Origin of the sequence: Klebsiella sp. HC6, assembly GCF_022605325.1 — a bacterium.
Classification (GTDB): Bacteria; Pseudomonadota; Gammaproteobacteria; order Enterobacterales; family Enterobacteriaceae; genus Klebsiella; species Klebsiella terrigena.
Genome location: NZ_CP093276.1, coordinates 1 through 19120, shown reverse-complemented (window position 1 = coordinate 19120; position 19120 = coordinate 1). Strand labels below are relative to the sequence as shown.

General features: G+C 56.8%; 17 protein-coding genes and 1 other annotated feature. Of the genes, 2 read left to right on the top strand and 15 right to left on the bottom strand.

The annotated features are described in order from the left end of the window. Window positions 1-61: 61 nt before the first annotated feature. Entirely contained in the window at window positions 62-829 is a 768-nt protein-coding gene (locus tag MMW58_RS00085) for a GntR family transcriptional regulator (protein WP_041143319.1), read from the top strand. On the opposite strand, the gene MMW58_RS00080 is transcribed toward MMW58_RS00085, so the two are convergent. The 3 genes from MMW58_RS00080 to ibpA form a co-directional block, all read right to left on the bottom strand. After that, on the bottom strand, window positions 776-2437 hold the full coding sequence (locus tag MMW58_RS00080; protein ID WP_133600253.1) for a putative transporter: 1662 nt from the start codon (window positions 2435-2437) through the stop codon (window positions 776-778). The genes MMW58_RS00085 and MMW58_RS00080 overlap by 54 nt on opposite strands. Before the next feature lie 190 nt (window positions 2438-2627). Then, entirely contained in the window at window positions 2628-3056 is a 429-nt protein-coding gene (gene ibpB, locus MMW58_RS00075) for a small heat shock chaperone IbpB (protein ID WP_133600254.1), read from the bottom strand. 112 nt (window positions 3057-3168) lie between these two features. Further along, on the bottom strand, window positions 3169-3582 hold the full coding sequence (ibpA, locus tag MMW58_RS00070; protein ID WP_041143322.1) for a small heat shock chaperone IbpA: 414 nt from the start codon (window positions 3580-3582) through the stop codon (window positions 3169-3171). Continuing rightward, window positions 3576-3650, bottom strand: a sequence feature (ROSE (Repression Of Heat Shock gene Expression) occurs in the 5'-region of heat shock genes and acts as an RNA thermometer to modulate expression.). (Overlaps the previous gene by 7 nt.) 239 nt (window positions 3651-3889) lie before the next feature. Here ibpA and MMW58_RS00065 point away from each other — a divergent pair. Then, window positions 3890-4222, top strand: coding sequence for a YceK/YidQ family lipoprotein (locus tag MMW58_RS00065; protein WP_045853754.1), 333 nt, complete (start codon window positions 3890-3892; stop codon window positions 4220-4222). A gap of 1 nt (window position 4223) precedes the next feature. Here MMW58_RS00065 and MMW58_RS00060 read toward each other — a convergent pair whose 3' ends face one another. From MMW58_RS00060 to dnaA, 12 genes are all read right to left on the bottom strand, one after another. Beyond that, window positions 4224-5450 (bottom strand): DUF3748 domain-containing protein, encoded by a 1227-nt coding sequence (locus MMW58_RS00060; protein ID WP_241722556.1) that lies wholly within the window; start codon window positions 5448-5450, stop codon window positions 4224-4226. A gap of 51 nt (window positions 5451-5501) precedes the next feature. Continuing rightward, window positions 5502-6839 (bottom strand): MFS transporter, encoded by a 1338-nt coding sequence (locus tag MMW58_RS00055; protein WP_166646197.1) that lies wholly within the window; start codon window positions 6837-6839, stop codon window positions 5502-5504. A gap of 178 nt (window positions 6840-7017) precedes the next feature. Beyond that, window positions 7018-8166, bottom strand: coding sequence for a galactonate dehydratase (dgoD, locus tag MMW58_RS00050; RefSeq protein WP_159236675.1), 1149 nt, complete (start codon window positions 8164-8166; stop codon window positions 7018-7020). Next, complete coding sequence (locus MMW58_RS00045; protein WP_241722555.1) at window positions 8163-8780, bottom strand: 2-dehydro-3-deoxy-6-phosphogalactonate aldolase; 618 nt, start codon at window positions 8778-8780, stop codon at window positions 8163-8165. Before MMW58_RS00045 ends, dgoD begins: the two co-directional genes overlap by 4 nt. Next, complete coding sequence (locus tag MMW58_RS00040) at window positions 8764-9639, bottom strand: 2-dehydro-3-deoxygalactonokinase (RefSeq protein ID WP_241722554.1); 876 nt, start codon at window positions 9637-9639, stop codon at window positions 8764-8766. The genes MMW58_RS00045 and MMW58_RS00040 overlap by 17 nt, the downstream gene beginning before the upstream one ends. Continuing rightward, entirely contained in the window at window positions 9636-10325 is a 690-nt protein-coding gene (dgoR, locus tag MMW58_RS00035) for a D-galactonate utilization transcriptional regulator DgoR (protein ID WP_041143329.1), read from the bottom strand. Before dgoR ends, MMW58_RS00040 begins: the two co-directional genes overlap by 4 nt. A gap of 241 nt (window positions 10326-10566) precedes the next feature. After that, window positions 10567-11706, bottom strand: coding sequence for a BamA/TamA family outer membrane protein (locus MMW58_RS00030; RefSeq protein ID WP_371822959.1), 1140 nt, complete (start codon window positions 11704-11706; stop codon window positions 10567-10569). Window positions 11707-11933: 227 nt separating this feature from the next. Next, the gene (gene yidA / locus MMW58_RS00025) at window positions 11934-12746 is read right to left on the bottom strand and encodes a sugar-phosphatase (protein WP_041143331.1); all 813 of its coding nucleotides are present in this window, start codon (window positions 12744-12746) and stop codon (window positions 11934-11936) included. Between the two features lie 210 nt (window positions 12747-12956). Beyond that, window positions 12957-15371 (bottom strand): DNA topoisomerase (ATP-hydrolyzing) subunit B, encoded by a 2415-nt coding sequence (gene gyrB, locus MMW58_RS00020; protein ID WP_241722553.1) that lies wholly within the window; start codon window positions 15369-15371, stop codon window positions 12957-12959. A gap of 28 nt (window positions 15372-15399) precedes the next feature. Continuing rightward, window positions 15400-16473, bottom strand: coding sequence for a DNA replication/repair protein RecF (gene recF / locus MMW58_RS00015; protein ID WP_041143333.1), 1074 nt, complete (start codon window positions 16471-16473; stop codon window positions 15400-15402). Window positions 16474-16611: 138 nt separating this feature from the next. After that, window positions 16612-17712 (bottom strand): DNA polymerase III subunit beta, encoded by a 1101-nt coding sequence (gene dnaN, locus MMW58_RS00010; protein WP_076947911.1) that lies wholly within the window; start codon window positions 17710-17712, stop codon window positions 16612-16614. Window positions 17713-17716: 4 nt separating this feature from the next. After that, the gene (gene dnaA, locus MMW58_RS00005; RefSeq protein WP_045853744.1) at window positions 17717-19120 is read right to left on the bottom strand and encodes a chromosomal replication initiator protein DnaA; all 1404 of its coding nucleotides are present in this window, start codon (window positions 19118-19120) and stop codon (window positions 17717-17719) included.

Genomic DNA, 19120 nt, shown 5'->3' with positions numbered 1-19120 from the left:
GATTTTAAATACGAAACAGAGGTTTGATAATTACCTCTGATACTGGAATAGAGGTCTACTGGTGATCTACAAATCTATTGCTGAAAGATTGCGTCTGCGGCTCAATTCATCGGATTTCAACATCGGCAGCCCGCTGCCGGGAGAGAAAAAGCTGGCGCAGGAGTTTGGCGTCGCGCGGATGACCATTCGCAAAGCCATCGACCTGCTGGTGAACTGGGGGCTGGTGGTTCGTCGCCACGGTAGCGGCACCTACGTTGCACGCAAAGACGTGCACCACGAAACCACCAATCTTACCGGCCTGGCCGAGGTGCTGCGCCAGCAGGGGAAAGAGGTGGTCAGCCAGGTGCTGATTTTCGAGGTGATGCCCGCGCCGCCCGCGATTGCCAGCCAGCTGCGGATTCAGATTAACGAGCGGATCTATTTCTCACGACGCGTGCGCTACGTGGACGGAAAGTCCCTGATGCTGGAAGACAGCTATATGCCGGTCAAACTGTTTCGTAACCTGTCGCTGGTGCATCTGGAGGGGTCAAAATTTGACTACATCGAGAAGGAGTGCGGGCTAACGATTAGCGGTAACTATGAGAGCCTCTCCCCGGTGCTGGCGGACAAGCAGCTGGCAAAATCGATGAATGTCCCTGAGCAGACGCCGCTGCTGCGCATCACCTCGCTCTCCTATAGCGACAGCGGCGAATTTCTCAATTATTCCGTTATGTTTCGCAACGCCAGCGAATATCAGGTGGACTACCACTTACGCCGCGTCCACCTCGATAGCCCGTTAGCTCATCCCCCAGAACAGCACGGCGAGGAGCTGCGGGGTGATGATGCGTAAAAACATCACCAGCGGGTAGACCGTAGCATACGACAGCGCCGCCGCGCCGCTGGTGGCGTGCAGGTTGTTGGCGAAGGCCAGCGCCGGGGGATCGGTCATTGAACCGGCCAGCATGCCGCAGAGGGTCAGATAGTTCATCTTCAGCAGCATTCGCGCCAGAATTCCGACCGTCAGCAGCGGAATGCCGGTAATGAAAATACCGTAGGCTATCCAGCTCAGGCCGTCGCCGTGGGTCAGCGTCAGGATAAAATCACCGCCCGACTTCAGGCCAACAACCGCCAAAAACAGCACGATCCCGAGCTCGCGCAGCGCAAGGTTGGCGCTGGGCGGCATAAACCAGTACAGCTTGCCGATGCTGCCGATTCGCCCGAGGATCAGCGCCATAATCAGCGGCCCGCCGGCCAGCCCCAGCTTAAGCGCGACGGGAAAGCCTGGAATAAACAGCGGGATAGAACCCAGCAGCACCCCTAAACCAATGCCGATAAAGACCGGCAGCATCTGTACCTGCTGCAGTTTTTGCTGCGCGTTACCCAGCTCAGCGGCAACCGCGTCAATCGCCTCCGGACGCCCGACCAGGTTAAGGATATCGCCAAACTGCAGGCTGGCATGGCTGCTGGCCACCAGTTCCACGCCGGCGCGATTAAGCCGCGAGATCACCACGTCATAGCGCTGCTTGTAGTTGAGATCGCGGATTTTCTTGCCGAGGATCTTCTCGCTGGTCACCACCACCCGCTCAACTTTCAGATCGGTACCGCGGGTGGAAAGCGAGGTGGAAACCTCCTTGCCGATCACCAGCTGAGCATTGTGTAAATCCTCCGGGCGCCCCACCAGATGCAGAAGGTCGCCGGTCTGGATCAGCGTGCCCGGAGCCGGAACCATCAGCAGCTCATCGCGCTTCAGGCGCGAACAGATCAGCCTGTCGCTGTTGAGCATCGGCACATCCTGAATCGCCATATTATTCAGGTTAGGGTTTTCAACGCGGACGTTAATGGTCTGCAGCAGCGCATGGCCGTTACCGCTGCTCTCATCAAACTGCTGGGCCTCTTTGTCGACGTTGACGCGAAAGAACAGACGCACCAGCCACATGGTGAGCAAAATGCCGCAAATGCCAAACGGATAGGCCATGGCATAGCTCATCCCCATCTGGTCTACCACGTCGAGCGGCACGCCAAGGTCGCGCAGGATCTGCTGCCCGGCCCCCAGCGCCGGAGTATTGGTGACCGCCCCGGAGAAAATACCGAGGACTATCGGCAGCGGAATATTAAAAAGCTTATGCAGCACCGCGGTCACCAGGCCGCCGAGAATAACGATAAGGATAGCAAAGAGGTTGAGCCGCAGCCCTGAGACGCGCAGAGAGGCAAAGAACCCCGGCCCGACCTGGATACCGATGGTGTAAACGAAGAGGATCAGGCCAAATTCCTGAATAAAGTGCAGCATGGGGCCGCTGAGGGTCACGCCGGCCTGGTCGACAAAGTGGCCGACGATAATACCGCCAAACAGCACGCCGCCAATGCCAAAACCCACGCCGCGAATTTTGACATTGCCGATCCACAATCCGACGACCGCAACCAGCGCCAAAACGCTGACGGTCAATGCTATATCACTCATCGTCTTTTCCCTGTGAATAACATTAGTAATGACAGGGATTATGGCCCAAGCCTCCGGGCCTGTATGCAGCCTGGCGCACAATAATCAGCGGGTCATCGAAAGCGCGTAGAGGCTATTTCTGGCGGGTCATTTCACCGCTGCAGGGCAAAAAAAAGCCCCGACGGATCGGGGCTTTGATGAGGGTGTCAGATTAGCTGTCGAGCGCCGGACGCTCGCTAATGGCGATCCGCTGCGGGATGACCGCTTCCGGTTCATTGCGGGTAAGATCGATATGCAACAGACCGTTATTGAAGGTGGCTCCGGAGACTTCCATATTTTCGGCCAGCGTAAAGCTGAGGCTAAAGGCCTGGCTTACCAGCCCCTGATGCAGCCACTTGGTCTCTTTTTCCGCCTGCTGCGGCGCGCCCTTCACGCTCAGGCGCGTGCCTTCCAGCTGAATATCCAGATCTTCCTGACGGAAACCGGCCAGCGCAAGGGTAATGCGATAGTGGTTATCGTCGCTTTTTTCGATGTTATAAGGTGGGAAGCTCTGGCTTTCACCGGCGGTTTGCAGAGCGTTGGCCAGTTTGTCAAAACCGATCCATTGACGCAGCAGCGGGGATAAATCGTAGTTACGCATAATGTGTTTCTCCTTCTAAGAAGCGAGTGAATACCGCGGGTTGGTTAACCCGCATCTGCCCCCTGACGGCGAGCAAGTTTCAATATCGGGCCGCTCGGGCGACCCGACGGGATTAGTTGATTTCGATACGACGCGGTTTATCCGCTTCCGGGATCACGCGTTCCAGTTCGATATACAGCAGACCGTTCACCAGGTTTGCACCGCGAACGTGGATGTTTTCCGCGATCTGGAATTTACGCTCAAAGTTGCGCTCGGCAATGCCCTGATAGAGGTAGGTACGCTCTTTCGGCTCACCGGCATGGGCACCTTTGACGATCAGCAGATTGTCCTGGGCGGTGATCTCCAGCTCGCTTTCGGCAAAGCCGGCAACGGCGATCGCAATGCGGTAATGGTTTTCGTCTACCAGCTCGACGTTGTACGGAGGGTAGCCGCCATTGCTCTGGCTCTGATTGTTTTCTAACAGATTAAAAAGGCGGTCAAAACCAATAGCAGAACGATACAGCGGAGAGAGATCGAAATTACGCATAATAAATAGCTCCTGAAATCAGCGAGAATTTTATGACCTTCCATCATGGACAGGTCGTTATTACCCGGAATACCCCGCAGGCGTATTCTCATTGGGCCACGTTTCTAAAATGGGTTTCCCGCCGCGTTTTTCAAGACGAATGCCGCAATTTTTTTTGCAGTTTGCCGACGATTGCTTAGACTGGGGGGAGCACAAAAGGCAAAATGCGATGCCTGCCACAGTGCGGCGCAATAACGCTATGCATTCAGAGGATGGCTCGATATAACCGATAAATGGTTATCTCAATGCCCGAAACAATAATGGAAGAATGATGAAAAGCGGTCTGTTAAAGCTGGTCCTGTTCGGCGGAATGGTAGGCTTGAGCGGTTGCTCCAGCGTGATGTCTCATACCGGCGGCAAGGAAGGAACCTACCCGGGAACGCGAGCCAGCGCGCAGATGCTGGGCAACAGCGATGCCAACTGGGGCACAAAATCCCTGGTGGCAATAGATATGCCCCTCACCGCGGTGATGGATACGCTGCTGCTGCCGTGGGATATGTTCCGTACCGATAGCTCGATAAAATCGCGAGTAGAAAAAAGCGAAAGAGAGACGCTGGCGACCAATTCGGTTATCCCGCCAGCATCAATGACAACCCCTTGATCTAAGGCGTAACTTCGGTGGTCCACAGCTGACGATAGCCGTCCACCTCCGCCATCCATGCCAGATATTTGCCATCCGGCGAAAAGACGATCGCATCCGCTGAAGGCGCACTTTCTCCCTCGGCCGTCAAAAAGGTCACCGCCCCCGACCGCGCGTGGCAAAGCGCAATCCGATTCTCCAGCACAAATCCCAGCCATTCGCCCGACGGGTGCCAGTTAAACGCCGACTGAATATCCGAATGATTAGCGGTGAGCTGCCGCAGGCCGCTACCCTGCGGCGAAATCAGCCACAGCTGAACCACGCCGGCATCATCGCGCATCAGAAACGCAATCTCCGTCGCCTGCGGGTTAGCCCGCACCCAGTGGCGCGGCGCGGTGGTTAATCCGGGATAGCAGCGGTCGTGAGTAAAGGTCAGGCGCCGCTGCATCACCCCGGCCGGCGGCGCGGGCAGCGTCGTCTCGGTACCCGCCAGCGGCGCGTCGCCCTGCTGCTTCCAGCCTTGTTCGCTATCCGGCAGGGTGACGATAAACAGCTCGGGGACCTTTTCACCCTCTGCCGATCGCGTGTCGCCGATAAAGGCCAGAGCGTGGCTACCGACCCAGCCCTCTTCATAAGCGCGGTTAATTTCATCGCTGCCCGGCGTCGGCTCAGGCGTCGTCCGGCTGACAAGCACGCACCAGTGGCTGCCGCCGTATTCACGCGGATGCTGCCCGCGCGGAACCACCGGGCCATAGGGCACCGCTACCCCTACGTTGCGCAGATCAAGCGCGGGAGAGCGCTCGTGCATCACGTGATCGTTATAGGTAAAGCTGACCCGCTGACCATCAGGACTATAAACATGGACGTGGCTGCCGCCGCGCAGCGCGCCTGCGGTATAGGGCGCGGTGATATCCATCGCATCGAGGTTACGGCACTCGCCCTGAAACGACACCACGCCGCGGCGATGGTGGAAATCATAATGCCAGCTCTCATCCGGATGTTCGGGTCCGTGAATAAAAACGTAGGCATCTTCCGTTGGATGAACGGTCACCACGCCAACGTGGGCGCCCTGCTGCGCGCGATAGATTGTCTCTACCGCGCCGGTGTGGACGTTGACCCGCTCAATCGTCTCCCCGGTGAAGGAGGCTCCGGACGGACGGACGTCAAAAACCAGCCACTGGCTGTCCGCAGTCCAGACGCGCGTATTGGTCAACTGATGATGGCGAGAGGCAAAAGTGATTTGTTTCATAGGGCTACCCTGATGCACGGCGTTCGCATCAGGGTATAGTATCGGCAAGAATTAGCCTACACGTTTAATATCGCCCACCAGCACGATGTAGGAAAGCGCGCCAATCAGGGCCACGACGGCAATATAAACCAGAGCAGGCGCAAAGCCATATCCCTGCGCCAGGTAGCCAATGACCAGCGGAACGGTGATCCCGCCCAGACCGCCGACAAAGTTAAACACGCCTCCGGTCAGCCCAATCAGGCGCATCGGCGCCAGCGATGACACCAGTGACCAGGTGATAGACGCAAAGCCGTTGCCGAAGAAGGCGATGGCCATCAGGGTCATAATCCACACCGGATCGTTGGTGTAATTCGCGCCGATAATACAGGTCGATATCAGCAGCCCACAGATAATGGGCGTTTTACGCGCGGCGCCCAGCGAGACGCCTTTTCGCACCAGCCTATCCGCCAGCCAGCCCGAGAGCAGCACGCCAACAAACGCGGCAAGGAACGGAACCGTGGTCATAAAGCCCGCTTTTAGCGCGGTGATCCCCTTTTCCTGAGTCAGGTAGTTGGGGAACCAGGTCAGGAAAAACCACAGCGTGGAGGTGACGGCAAACTGCCCGAGGTAGACGCCGACCAGCTTGCGATGGAATACCAGCTTCCAGTCGGCTTTGGTCATCGGCTGCCGCGCCTCTTTTTTGACCGGCGCATCACCGTCCACCAGACCGCCGCCGTCGCGAATATAGTCCAGCTCGGCTTTGCTGATGCTTTTAGTCAGGCGCGGAGGCTGGTAGACCTTGAACCAAACTAACGACCAGACAATACCGATAGCGCCGGTGACGATGAACACCCAGTGCCAGCTCAGCAGCTCCTGGATCCAGATCAGCAGCGGCGTCAGGAACGCCAGCCCTACAAACTGGCCGGAGGTGTAGAACCCAACCGCCGAGGCGCGCTCGTGCTCCGGGAACCAGCTGGTCACCATTCGGTTGTTGGTCGGGAAAGCCGGGGCTTCAAAAATACCCGTAATCGCACGCAGACCAATAAGCGACATCAGCCCCGTGGCAAAACCCTGAAATAGCGTCGCCACCGACCAGCCAAAAATGGCAATAAAGTAGGTCATCCTCGAACCTACGCGGTCAAGGAACCAGCCGCCGGGAATTTGACACAGCGTATATAGCCAGGCAAAAGCAGAAAAAATATAGCCCATTTCCGTTTTGCTAATACCAAACTCTTCCTGAATATGCGCTGATGCGACGGCAAGATTAGCCCGATCAACGTAGCAAATAACAACGGTAATAAAGATCATAACCAGCGTCAGATAACGACGACGACCGGGTTTTGCAGCAGTCACTGAAATATCCATAGCAATCTGTCTCCAGATTTTGGGCATAGCGAAACCGCTCACCATGCCCTGTAATTTACAGAGGGTTTATTTGAATTTTTTATTAATAACTTAAGCGTAATACGCTAAATAATTTGTGCCGGGGAAAGGCGGCAGCTTTTCACACTCCCAGGAGCATACGTTAGTATGTGACTGGGGCAAGAAAATGCAGCCAACGCATCACCAGTGCAAAGTATGACGCACATTACCATTCGGCGACGGAACCATCCTCATGACGCCATAATGGATTACGCCAGTCCGGCGCATTTTTGCTGAGCTCAATCACTCTGGCTTCATCAATTTCCACACCCAGCCCAGGCTTCATCAACGGTTTAAAGAAGCCGCCTTCCATACTGAAGTCTTCTTTATTTTTCACAAAGTCGAGCAGCTCCGCGCCCTTGTTGTAGTGAATGCCCATGCTTTGTTCCTGGAGGACCGCATTGCGCGCGACGAAATCGACGTGCAGGCAGGCGGCCAGGGCGATCGGGCCCAGCGGGCAGTGCGGCGCCAGCGCCACGTCATAGGCCTCAGCCATACCGGCAATTTTATAGCATTCGGTGATCCCCCCGGCGTGCGACAGGTCCGGCTGCAAAATTGCCAGGCCGCCGGCTTCCAGCACCCGTTTGAATTCGAAGCGTGAGAACATACGTTCACCCGCCGCGAGCGGAATATGGGTCTGCGCCGCCAGTTTTGGATAATATTCCGCCTGCTCCGCCAGCACCGGCTCCTCAATAAATAGCGGGCGATACGGTTCCAGCTCTTTAATCAGCACTTTGGCCATCGGCGCGCTGACGCGGCCGTGGAAATCAAGACCAAACTCAATTTCATTGCCGAAGGCTTCGCGGATTTGCGCCACGGTATTCACCGCTGCATCTACCGCCCGGGAATTATCAATAACCCCCATCTCTTCACAGCCGTTTAATTTGAAGGTATCAAAACCAATCCCGCGCAGCTTTTTAATACCCTCGATAACTTCCGCCGGGCGATCGCCGCCAACCCAGCTGTAGGCTTTAATTTTGTCCCGCACCAGGCCGCCCATCAGCTGCCACACCGGCGCATTCAGCACTTTGCCTTTGATATCCCACAGCGCCTGATCGATACCGGCAATGGCGCTCATCAAAATAGGGCCGCCGCGATAGAAACCGGCGCGGTACATTACCTGCCACAGGTCGTTAATACGCGCCGGGTCCTGGCCAATCAGGTATTCCCCCAGCTCATGTACCGCCGCTTCGACGGTGCGCGCGCGCCCTTCAATTACCGGCTCGCCCCAGCCAACGACGCCTTCATCGGTTTCAATTTTCAGGAACATCCACCGCGGGGGTAAACGGTAAGTAGTCAGTTTGGTTATTTTCATTGCACTGCCTCTCGATACGCTTTAACAAATGCGGCCGCCTGCTGCGCGGTGCGCTCGACGGACTGTCCGGCGCGATAAAGATCGCTCCCCAGTCCGGCGCCGGCACAGCCGGCATCAATCCATTGCGCCAGGTTCTCCGGCGTGACGCCACCGACGGCGAAGACGGGAACCTCTGGCGGTAAAACGGCCTTCAGCGCCTTGATGTAATCCGGGCCAAAAGCGGAGGACGGGAACACTTTCAGCGCGCCGGCACCCGCATCGAGCGCGGTGAAGGCCTCGGTGGCGGTCGCGCATCCGGGGCAGACGGTCATGCCGTAGCCCACCGCGCGGCGAATCACTTCGCTTTGAACGTTTGGCGTAACGATCAGCCGGCAGCCCATCTTCGCCAGCTCGTCAACCTGATCCGGCTGTAGCACGGTGCCTGCGCCAATCAGCGCCCGATCGCCAAACGCCTCGACGATGGCCGGAATGCTTTGCTGCCAGCGGGGCGAGTTCAGCGGAATTTCGACGGCATCGAATCCCGCGTCGATAACGGCACCCACGTGCGCCAGCGCCTCTTCCGGCGTGATGCCGCGCAGAATTGCGATCAGCGGAAGCTTAGTTTGCCACTGCATATATGATGCTCCTTATACCTGCCTGAAATGCGGTATCGCCGGAAACGACCGTCGCCTGACGACCAAACGTGGCCAGCGCCTGCTGGTAGCGGTTCGCCAACGCCTCTCCGGCAACGATGGTAATCTGCTGGCCAATCACGCTTTCGCTCATGGTGGCAACCTCAGCGCCAATCAGCAGACCGGATAAAAACTCGCTGACGTGCTCGCGCGGCAGCGTGCCAAGAACGTGCGAAGCGCGAACCTGAAAGAGCTGCGCTAAAACGGCGGGCGAGTTCAGCCCGCGCTCGAGGCCGGCAGAAAATGCCGCCGCGGAGGTTTCCTGCCGTGGAAGACCGGCGCCCACCAGCGAGTGTTGCAGCAGTAAATGGTGCAGTTCGCCGGTCATCACGGTACGAAAATCAAGAATTTGCTCGCGATCGGCCTGCACCCATTTGCAGTGGGTGCCGGGCATCACATAAACCGATGAGGGGGCGATCGCACGCGCGCCGAGCAGCTGCGTCTCTTCGCCGCGCATCACGTTGCGGTTATCGTTCCGGGAGACGCTAAGGCCGGGGACGATCCAGATATTGTCGCCAACGGCGGTTAACTGTTGGCAAATCGCCGAAAAATAGGCAGGAACCGGTAAGTAAGGAGCGATTTTCCAGCCCACGTTACTGCCGACCATTCCCGCCATAACCGCTGGCGTGGCGTCATCGCGCCAGCTCTCGGTTATCTCACTAAACACCGCCGCCGGGGATCTGCCGTTGAGGCGGGTTACGCCAGCTTCCGACTGCCTGCTCTCCAGGCATCTGTCGCCCTGAAAAAGCCAGGCGCGCAGGTTGGTCGATCCCCAGTCAATTGCGATGTAGCGAGATGTCATGTGATTTCCTTCAGCCTTCGTGTTGAGCTGGCGATCATAGTGAGCGCCGCCTGCTCCGCCGCTTCGCTATCCTGATGCCGGATGGCATCAAACAGCGCCTTATGTTCCTGCAGGGTCTTCGGCATATTGCCTTCATCCCCCATCCAGGTTCGTTCAAATACCGCTCGCTGCAGCGAGCTGATTGCCACGCTCAGCTGCTGTAACACCGGGTTATGCACCGACTGCAGCACCGCTTCGTGATAGCGAATGTCGGCTTCGTTAAACGCATCCCGGTCCTGGTTATTGGCAATCATCTCGTTCAGCGCGTCTTCAATTTGCGCCAGATCGCTGGAGGTCGCGCGTTCAGCCGCCCAGCGGGCGATGGCCGGTTCCACCAGATTTCGCACTTCGCTCATCGCGCCAATCAGGCGCGGGTCATAATCGTTCTCCAGCACCCACTGCAGCACCTCGGTATCAAGGTAGTTCCAGTGGTTACGCGGCGAAACGAAGGCTCCGCGATAGCGCTTCATCTCAATCAGCCGCTTCGCCATCAGCGAGCGAAACACTTCCCGGATAATATTGCGCGACGTTTCAAACTCTTCGCACAGGTCCGCTTCTGCCGGCAGCGCCGAGCCGGGAACGTATTTACCGCCGACAATCTGGCGGCCCAGCGTCATGATGATGCGATCGGTTTTGGTCAGGTTCATGGCACGTCCTCTAAGAAAACACTCTGCCTTACTTTACCCTGCCTGCCGGTTTTCGCCTCATCTTTGCAGTACAAACGTGATGCTCTTCGTTGTCTCACGTGATGCATAGTAGTACTAAGATACAATGTTGTACTACAATTTAGATCACAAAAAGAACAATTGATAAGATAAAAAAAGCGCAAACCCGCGGGTCGCTGCTTAAGGGGAGTGGTGGAACGGAGAGTTCGCTGGGAAAAGAGGCTTAGAAGGCTTCGCCAACCTGGAAGTAGAAACCGCTGCTGCCTTTACCGATGCCGTAGTCGAGGCGAATATTCACCCGAGGTTTGAATTCAAAGCGATAGCCAACGCCGGCCGTCGGTAGCCAGCGGCCGTTGTTTAGCTCATCCACGGAGGGGCCCATGGTGCCCGCGCCAACCCAGGCCACAATACCGTGACGCCAGGTCAGCTGACGGCGATATTCAAGCTGGGTGCTTACCACATTTTTATCGCGATAGCGCCCCTGGTAATAGCCGCGCATCCGTTCGTCGCTGCCAAGCAGCGGCAGCATGCTCCACGGCACGTCTCCCTGAGTCAATACGCCATCGGCCTCCCAGGCCAGCACGCTTTTTTCGCTGAGCGCCTGGTAGCGGCTGTAGTGCAGGTGAAACTCATCGAACCGCGTATCGCTCCCAAGCCCCGGGGCGTAGTGGGTATAGCGCAGGTTGGCATACTGGCCTTTGCGCGGATTCGGGACAAAATCACGATCGTCCCAGCTCAGATCGATACTGACGCCGGAGCTGAATACCGACGGCCCCTGCGGGGTACTTTCGATTTTGGGCAAATCGTTTTGGTCCAGCCGATCGGCGTTCTGCGCCGCCAGCGACCAGCCGACGCCAAGATAAACGTTGTCCACCAGCTGTCGGTACAGGGTTGGCCGCAGCGTCAGGACCTGAGCGGTATACTTTTCCTTGTTGCCGTCATCATCGGCGGCGGCAAAGCCCTGGCCCCAGTAGTAGGTTGGCGTGTTGGCCAGCGATCCTTCGAGAAAGACGCGCCACCGATCTTCGGCAAAAAAAGCGTAGTTTTTCACGCTGACGCCGAAGGCGCCGGTTGAGCTGGCGTAGCCGCTGAGGGTTAAGGTTGAGTTCTGGCTGACCGTATCGCTGGGATCGGGGCGGTACATGCCCACCACCGCGGTGCCTATTCCCAGACCCAGCTCCGGAGTGTAAAACGGCCCGGGCATCACGCCCCAGTCGATACCTTTAGCGGCATCAAATTTATCGCTGGCTCCCAGCGTCTTCAGCCAACCGTCTATATTGTCACGGCTGAGCGCCTGTGCCTGCGCCTGCCCGATAAAAGAGCATGTGATACAAAACAGAATGCCGCCGCGTAGCGTACCCAACAGCGATGCTCTCCAGTGAAAAAACTCAGGACCGACAAAGTGAAACCGCATCGTGTCTGAGTATAGTTGCCATCCAGCTTTACTCTTTGAAGCCGATACAGATTTGCGTAAACAAGGCAGGAGAATATAGAGTTTTCGATTCGAAATGAGAGGGTTACGTGCGGATTTACGCTAAAAAATCAAAATACAGACGGCTCAGGCCCGGGTTTGCCGGGCCTGAAGATAACTCAGGATAAAACGTACTTCTCAATGGCCCAGGCCACGCCGTCTTCAAGGTTCGATTTGGTAATAAAGTTTGCCGCTTCTTTCACGGTCGGTATCGCGTTATCCATCGCCACGCCGACGCCGGCGAACTCAATCATCGCGATGTCGTTTTCCTGATCGCCAATCGCCATGATCTCTTCCTGCTTGATATTCAGCGCATCGGCCAGCGACTTCACGCCGGTACCTTTATTGACCCGCTTATCGAGGATCTCGAGGAAGTATGGCGCGCTTTTCAGCACGGTATACTTCTCTTTTACTTCTGCCGGGATGCGGGCGATCGCCTGGTCCAGAATCACCGGCTCATCAATCATCATCACCTTCAGCAGCTGGATGTTGGGATCCATATTTTCTGCTTCACAGAAGACCAGCGGGATGGTTGCGACGTAGGATTCATGCACCGTGTAGTAGCTCACATCGCGGTTAGCGGTATAGAGCGTATTGCGGTCAAGCGCGTGGAAGTGGGAGCCGACGTCGCGGGAAAGCTGTTCCAGATAGCGGTAGTCATCATAGCTCAGCGCAGTTTGCGCGACGGTGCTGCCGTCGCTTGCCTTCTGCACTAACGCACCGTTGTAGGTGATGCAGTAGTCTCCCGGCTGCTCCATGTGCAGTTCTTTCAGGTAGCTGTGCACGCCGGCATACGGCCGACCGGTGGTCAGCACCACGTTGACGCCGCGCGCGCGGGCCGCAGCAATCGCGGTTTTAACGGCAGGAGAGATGGTATGGTCCGGCAGCAGAAGCGTGCCGTCCATATCAATTGCAATCAGTTTAATAGCCATGAGATCCCCAGGTAAGATGAGTCCTGACTCATGCTAACGCGATTCCGCTCAAAAAACAGCAACAGAAGCCAGGGAAAACGAGGATGGATTCGGCAGGGGGATTCCCCTTTTCCGGTCGAAAAAAAACCGGATGACGCCGTTGAGCGTGCATTCCGGGTTTATCAAACGCTTACCCCGGTCAGCGAAGCGCTATACCGGGGAATTTACGGCTTAGATATCGATATTCGCCGCTTTCAGGGCGTTTTCTTCGATAAATGCGCGGCGCGGTTCAACGGCGTCGCCCATCAGGGTGGTGAACAGCTGGTCAGCGGCAATCGCATCCTTAACGGTTACGCGCAGCATGCGGCGGCTATCCGGGTCCATTGTGGTTTCCCACAGCTGGTCCGGGTTCATTTCACCCAGGCCTTTATAGCGCTGGATAGAGAGCCCGCGGCGGGACTCTTTCACCAGCCACTCCAGCGCCTGCTCAAAGCTGGCAATCGGCTGACGGCGTTCGCCGCGTTCGATAAACGCGTCGTCTTCAATCAGGCCACGCAGCTTCTCGCCGAGGGTGCAGATACGACGATATTCGCCGCCGGTCACAAACTCATGATCCAGCGGATAGTCGGTATCGACGCCGTGGGTACGGACGCGAACAATCGGCTCGAACAGCTGCTGCTCCGTGTTTTCATGAATATCAAACTTCCACTGGCTGCCGTGCTGCTCGTTTTCGTTCAGATCGGTCACCAGCTTATTCACCCAGCGGGTTACGGCCTGTTCGTCCGACAGCTCAGCTTCGCTCAGCGTTGGCTGGTAGATAAGCTCTTTCAGCATCGTTTTCGGGAAGCGACGCTCCATGCGGCCAATCATTTTCTGCGTGGCGTTGAACTCGGCAACCAGCTTCTCTAACGCTTCGCCAGCCAGAGCCGGGGCGCTGGCGTTGGTGTGCAGGGTGGCGCCATCGAGGGCGATGGAGATCTGGTACTGATCCATCGCTTCATCGTCTTTGATGTACTGTTCCTGCTTGCCTTTCTTCACTTTGTACAGCGGCGGCTGCGCAATGTAGACGTGGCCACGCTCGACGATTTCCGGCATCTGACGGTAGAAGAAGGTCAGCAGCAGGGTACGAATGTGCGAACCATCGACGTCCGCATCGGTCATGATGATGATGCTGTGGTAGCGCAGCTTATCCGGGTTGTACTCGTCGCGGCCGATACCGCAGCCCAGGGCAGTGATAAGCGTAGCGACTTCCTGGGAGGAGAGCATCTTGTCAAAACGGGCCTTCTCGACGTTGAGGATTTTACCCTTCAGCGGCAGGATAGCCTGGTTTTTACGGTTACGGCCCTGCTTGGCAGAACCGCCCGCGGAGTCCCCTTCCACGAGGTACAGTTCGGACAGCGCCGGATCGCGTTCCTGGCAGTCAGCCAGCTTGCCCGGCAGGCCAGCCAGGTCCAGCGCGCCTTTACGACGGGTCATCTCACGGGCACGGCGCGCCGCTTCGCGCGCGCGCGCAGCGTCGATAATTTTGCCTACCACGATCTTGGCGTCTGACGGGTTTTCCAGCAGATATTCGTTCAGCAGCTCGTTCATCTGCTGCTCTACCGCGGTTTTCACCTCGGAGGAGACCAGCTTGTCTTTGGTCTGCGAGGAGAACTTAGGATCCGGTACTTTCACGGAAACGACGGCAATCAGGCCTTCACGAGCATCGTCGCCGGTGGCGCTGACTTTCGCCTTTTTGCTGTAGCCTTCTTTATCCATGTAGGCGTTCAGGGTACGGGTCATCGCCGCGCGGAAGCCCGCAAGGTGCGTCCCGCCGTCGCGCTGCGGAATGTTGTTGGTAAAGCAGTAGATATTTTCCTGGAAGCCGTCGTTCCACTGCAGCGCAACTTCGACGCCGATACCGTCTTTTTCGGTGGAGAAATAGAAGATATTCGGGTGAATTGGCGTTTTGTTCTTGTTGAGATACTCAACGAACGCCTTGATGCCGCCTTCGTAGTGGAAGTGGTCTTCTTTGCCGTCACGCTTATCGCGCAGGCGGATGGAGACGCCGGAGTTCAGGAACGACAGCTCGCGCAGGCGTTTAGCCAGAATCTCATACTCGAATTCGATCACGTTGGTGAAGGTTTCATAGCTCGGCCAGAAACGTACCATGGTGCCGGTTTTTTCGGTATCGCCGGTTACGGCCAGCGGCGCCTGTGGCACGCCGTGGGCGTACAGCTGACGGTGAACTTTATTATCGCGCTGAATCACCAGCTCCAGCTTCTGCGACAGGGCGTTAACCACGGAAACGCCTACGCCGTGCAGGCCGCCGGAAACTTTATAGGAGTTATCATCAAACTTGCCGCCTGCGTGCAGTACGGTCATGATGACTTCTGCCGCCGATACGCCCTCTTCCGGGTGAATACCGGTCGGGATGCCGCGGCCATCATCCTGTACGGAGACGGAGTTATCGCTATGGATGGTGACAACGATGTCTTTACAGTACCCTGCGAGCGCTTCGTCGATAGCGTTATCCACAACCTCGAATACCATGTGGTGCAGACCGGTGCCGTCATCCGTGTCGCCGATATACATACCCGGGCGCTTACGCACCGCATCCAGCCCTTTCAGGACTTTGATACTGGAGGAGTCATAAGAATTCGACATCAACGTTTCTCGCTCATTTAATCTTGGGTTAATCCGTTATTTTACCCTTTTCCACGGTGAACATCTTCGAATTTTTGTCCGACATGTCCATTACGTGCTCAGCGCTTATTGCGCTGACGAAAACCTGCGACTGCGTGGCTTTTAAGCGGCTGGCAAGCAGCCCGCGCCGCGCGTCATCAAGTTCCGAGGCAAAATCATCTATCAGATACAGACAGCGTCTCCCGCTTTCGCGGGTTAAAAACTCGCCCTGTGCCAGCCGTAGCGCGCACATCAGGAGTTTGAGCTGCCCACGTGACAAAGTATCTTCGACCGGCGCACCATCGGCACGTATGCGGAAATCCGCTTTGTGCGGGCCGTGGGCGGTATAGGTCAGCATGCGGTCACGCTCGAAGTTTCTCTCCAGTACCTCAGCGTAATCCGTTTCTTTTTCCCAGCCGCGCTGGAAGGAAAAGGTCAGAGAGAATTCAGGTAAAAACTGCTTACAGGTATCCGCCATGTCTTCGACGATAGCGGCGCTGTAATCGGCGCGCCAGCGGCTAATTTGCTCCGCCAGCGGGATCAGCTCCAGATCCCAGGGCCGGATTTGCGCGTAGCGGCTAACCTGACGCAGCGCGGCGTTGCGCTGCTTCAGCAGGCGCTTCAGGTTGCTCCAGGCGGTAAAAAACCCGGTCTCATTGTGAAAGCATCCCCAGTCAAGGAAGGCTCTTCTGTACTTCGGGCCGCCGTTGAGCAAAGTAAACCCTTCCGGCGTAATCAGCTGCATCGGCATTAAATGCGCCAGCTCGGCCACTTTGTGACCATCGGTGCCGTCAATCCGCACCTTGCTGTCGCCGAGCTTGTCTTTAGTCAGGCCAATGGCGACTTCGCGCTCGCCATCCTGTAAGCGCCCGTGCAGGATAAATGACTCCTGCTCATGGCGGATGACGCGACCTATTTGCAGGCTGCGAAACGCCCGGCCGTGACCAAGCGTATAAATGGCTTCCAGCACGCTGGTTTTGCCGCTGCCGTTGGCGCCAACCAGAAAGTTAAAGCCGGGGGATAGAGCGAGATCCGCATTTTCGATATTGCGGAAGTCTTTAATCAGGAGTCGGGATAGCGACATATCAACTCATAGCCAGGGCGTTATCGTCGCAGTTAGTCTGGTTACGGCCAGCGCGCAGCAACCGGAGCGTACTAAAGTACGTGAGGATTGCGAGCACTGCCCGGAGCCAGAATAACAAGTAAGATAGCCCGATATTTTCTACAACCTCATGGGCATGACGACGTAGGCTGCCGATTGCGACGCCGCATCCTCAATCTGCACGCTCGACACCGAATCGGTCAGTAAAATACGCACGTTTTCGCACTTCAGCGCATTCAGCACGTCCAGCACGTAGCTGACGTTAAAGCCAATTTCCATCTCGCTGCCGGAGTAAGAAACGTCGAGGATCTCTTCCGCTTCCTCCTGTTCCGGGTTATTGGCGGTGATTTTCAGCTGATTTTCGCTTACGTAGAGGCGCACGCCGCGGAACTTCTCGTTCGAGAGAATTGCCGCCCGCGCAAACGCCTGCTTGAGGATATCGCAGCCGGCATCCAGATGCTTATCCGGATTTTTCGGCAGCACGCGGCGGTAGTCAGGGAAACGACCGTCAACCAGCTTCGAGGTAAAGATGAAGTCACCGACGTGGGCGCGGATGTTGTTGCTGCCAATCTGCACGCGCAGCGGCGTATCGCCACCGTCGAGCATGCGCATCAGCTCAATCACCCCTTTACGCGGCACGATCACCGAATGGTTAGGCAGCGATTCACCCAGCGGCATAGAGCAGACCGCCAGGCGGTGCCCGTCGGTTGCGACGGTGCGCAGCTCGTCGCCTTCGGTCTCAAACAGCATACCGTTTAAGTAATAGCGGACGTCCTGATGCGCCATTGAAAACTGGGTGGCTTCTATCAGGCGCTTCATCGTCGCCTGCGGCAGCGTGAATTCAACTTCGCTCTGCCAGTCGTCGAGATTAGGGAAATCAGCGGCAGGAAGCGTCGACAGCGAGAAGCGGCTGCGCCCGGAGCGCACCAGCATCCGATCGCCTTCCAGCTGAACGGCGATCTCCGCCCCTTCAGGGAGGCCACGGCAGATATCAAAGAATTTACGTGCCGGAACCGTCGTAGCGCCCGTTTCATGCGGTTGCATCAGCGCAACGCGCGCCACCATTTCCATTTCCAGGTCCGTACCGGTGAGCGACAGCGCGCCTTCCGAGACCTGAAGCAGCAGGTTACCGAGAATGGGCAGCGTCGGACGACCGCCTAACGGGCCGCTTACCTGTTGCAGAGGTTTTAATAAATGTTCACGTTCTACGGTAAATTTCATAGCGTCACGAGGATAATGTTCTGATTAAATTGGAAAAATCTTCTTTGATATCGTGGCTTTCTTCACGCAGCTGCTCAATCTTACGGCAGGCGTGCAGCACGGTGGTATGGTCACGGCCGCCGAACGCGTCGCCAATTTCCGGCAAACTGTGGTTCGTCAGCTCTTTAGCCAGCGCCATCGCCATCTGACGAGGACGCGCCACCGAGCGGGAGCGGCGCTTGGAGAGCAGATCCGCCACCTTAATTTTATAGTACTCCGCCACCGTCTTCTGAATATTGTCGATGGTGACCAGCTTTTCCTGCAGCGCCAGCAGATCGCGCAGCGCTTCGCGCACGAAATCGATGGTGATCGCCCGGCCGGTAAAGTTGGCGTTAGCGATAACGCGGTTCAGCGCCCCTTCCAGCTCACGTACGTTGGAACGCAAACGCTTGGCAATAAAGAAGGCCACTTCACCCGGCAGACGAATGTCGTTTTCGTCCGCTTTTTTCATCAGGATCGCCACGCGGGTTTCCAGCTCAGGCGGCTCGATCGCCACCGTCAGCCCCCAGCCGAAGCGTGATTTCAGACGATCCTCAACGCCGTTGATCTCTTTCGGATAGCGATCCGAGGTGAGAATGATCTGCTGATTACCTTCCAGCAGGGCGTTGAAGGTGTGGAAAAACTCTTCCTGCGAGCGCTCTTTATTAGCAAAGAACTGAATATCATCGATCAGCAGGGCGTCTACGGAGCGGTAGTAGCGCTTAAATTCTTCGATCGCGTTGTTCTGCAAAGCTTTAACCATGTCCTGAACAAAGCGCTCGGAGTGCATATAGACCACTTTGGCGTTCGGTTTGCGCGCAACGATGCCGTTACCGACCGCGTGCAAAAGGTGGGTTTTACCCAAACCGGTACCGCCATAAAGGAATAACGGGTTGTAGGCGCCGCCCGGGTTATCCGCAACCTGACGCGCCGCCGCGCGGGCCAGCTGGTTAGACTTACCTTCGACAAAGTTATCAAAGGTATGCTTGACGTTGACGTTAGAGCGGTAGGTCGGTTCCGCCGGCGCCGGGACGTTATCCCAGCCTGGACGGACGATCGTCGGCGCAACGCGCGCCATCTGAACCTGCGCGGCCGGTACGGCTGCCGCGACGTTGTTTACCGCGCCGCGCTGCGGCTGTACCGCCGGTTTAGTGCCGACTTCAAACCGCAGCTGTGGGGCATCAGCACCGCAAAAATCATTGAGGAGTCCATTGATATTATTGAGGTATTTATCCCTTACCCAATCGAGCACAAAACGGTTTGGCGCATACAGTGCCAGCGTGTTATCGCTCAGTTCCGCCTGCAACGGGCGTATCCACATACTAAATTCTGTGGCTGGTAACTCATCCTGCAATCGGGCAAGACACTGCTGCCAAAGCGAAAGTGACAC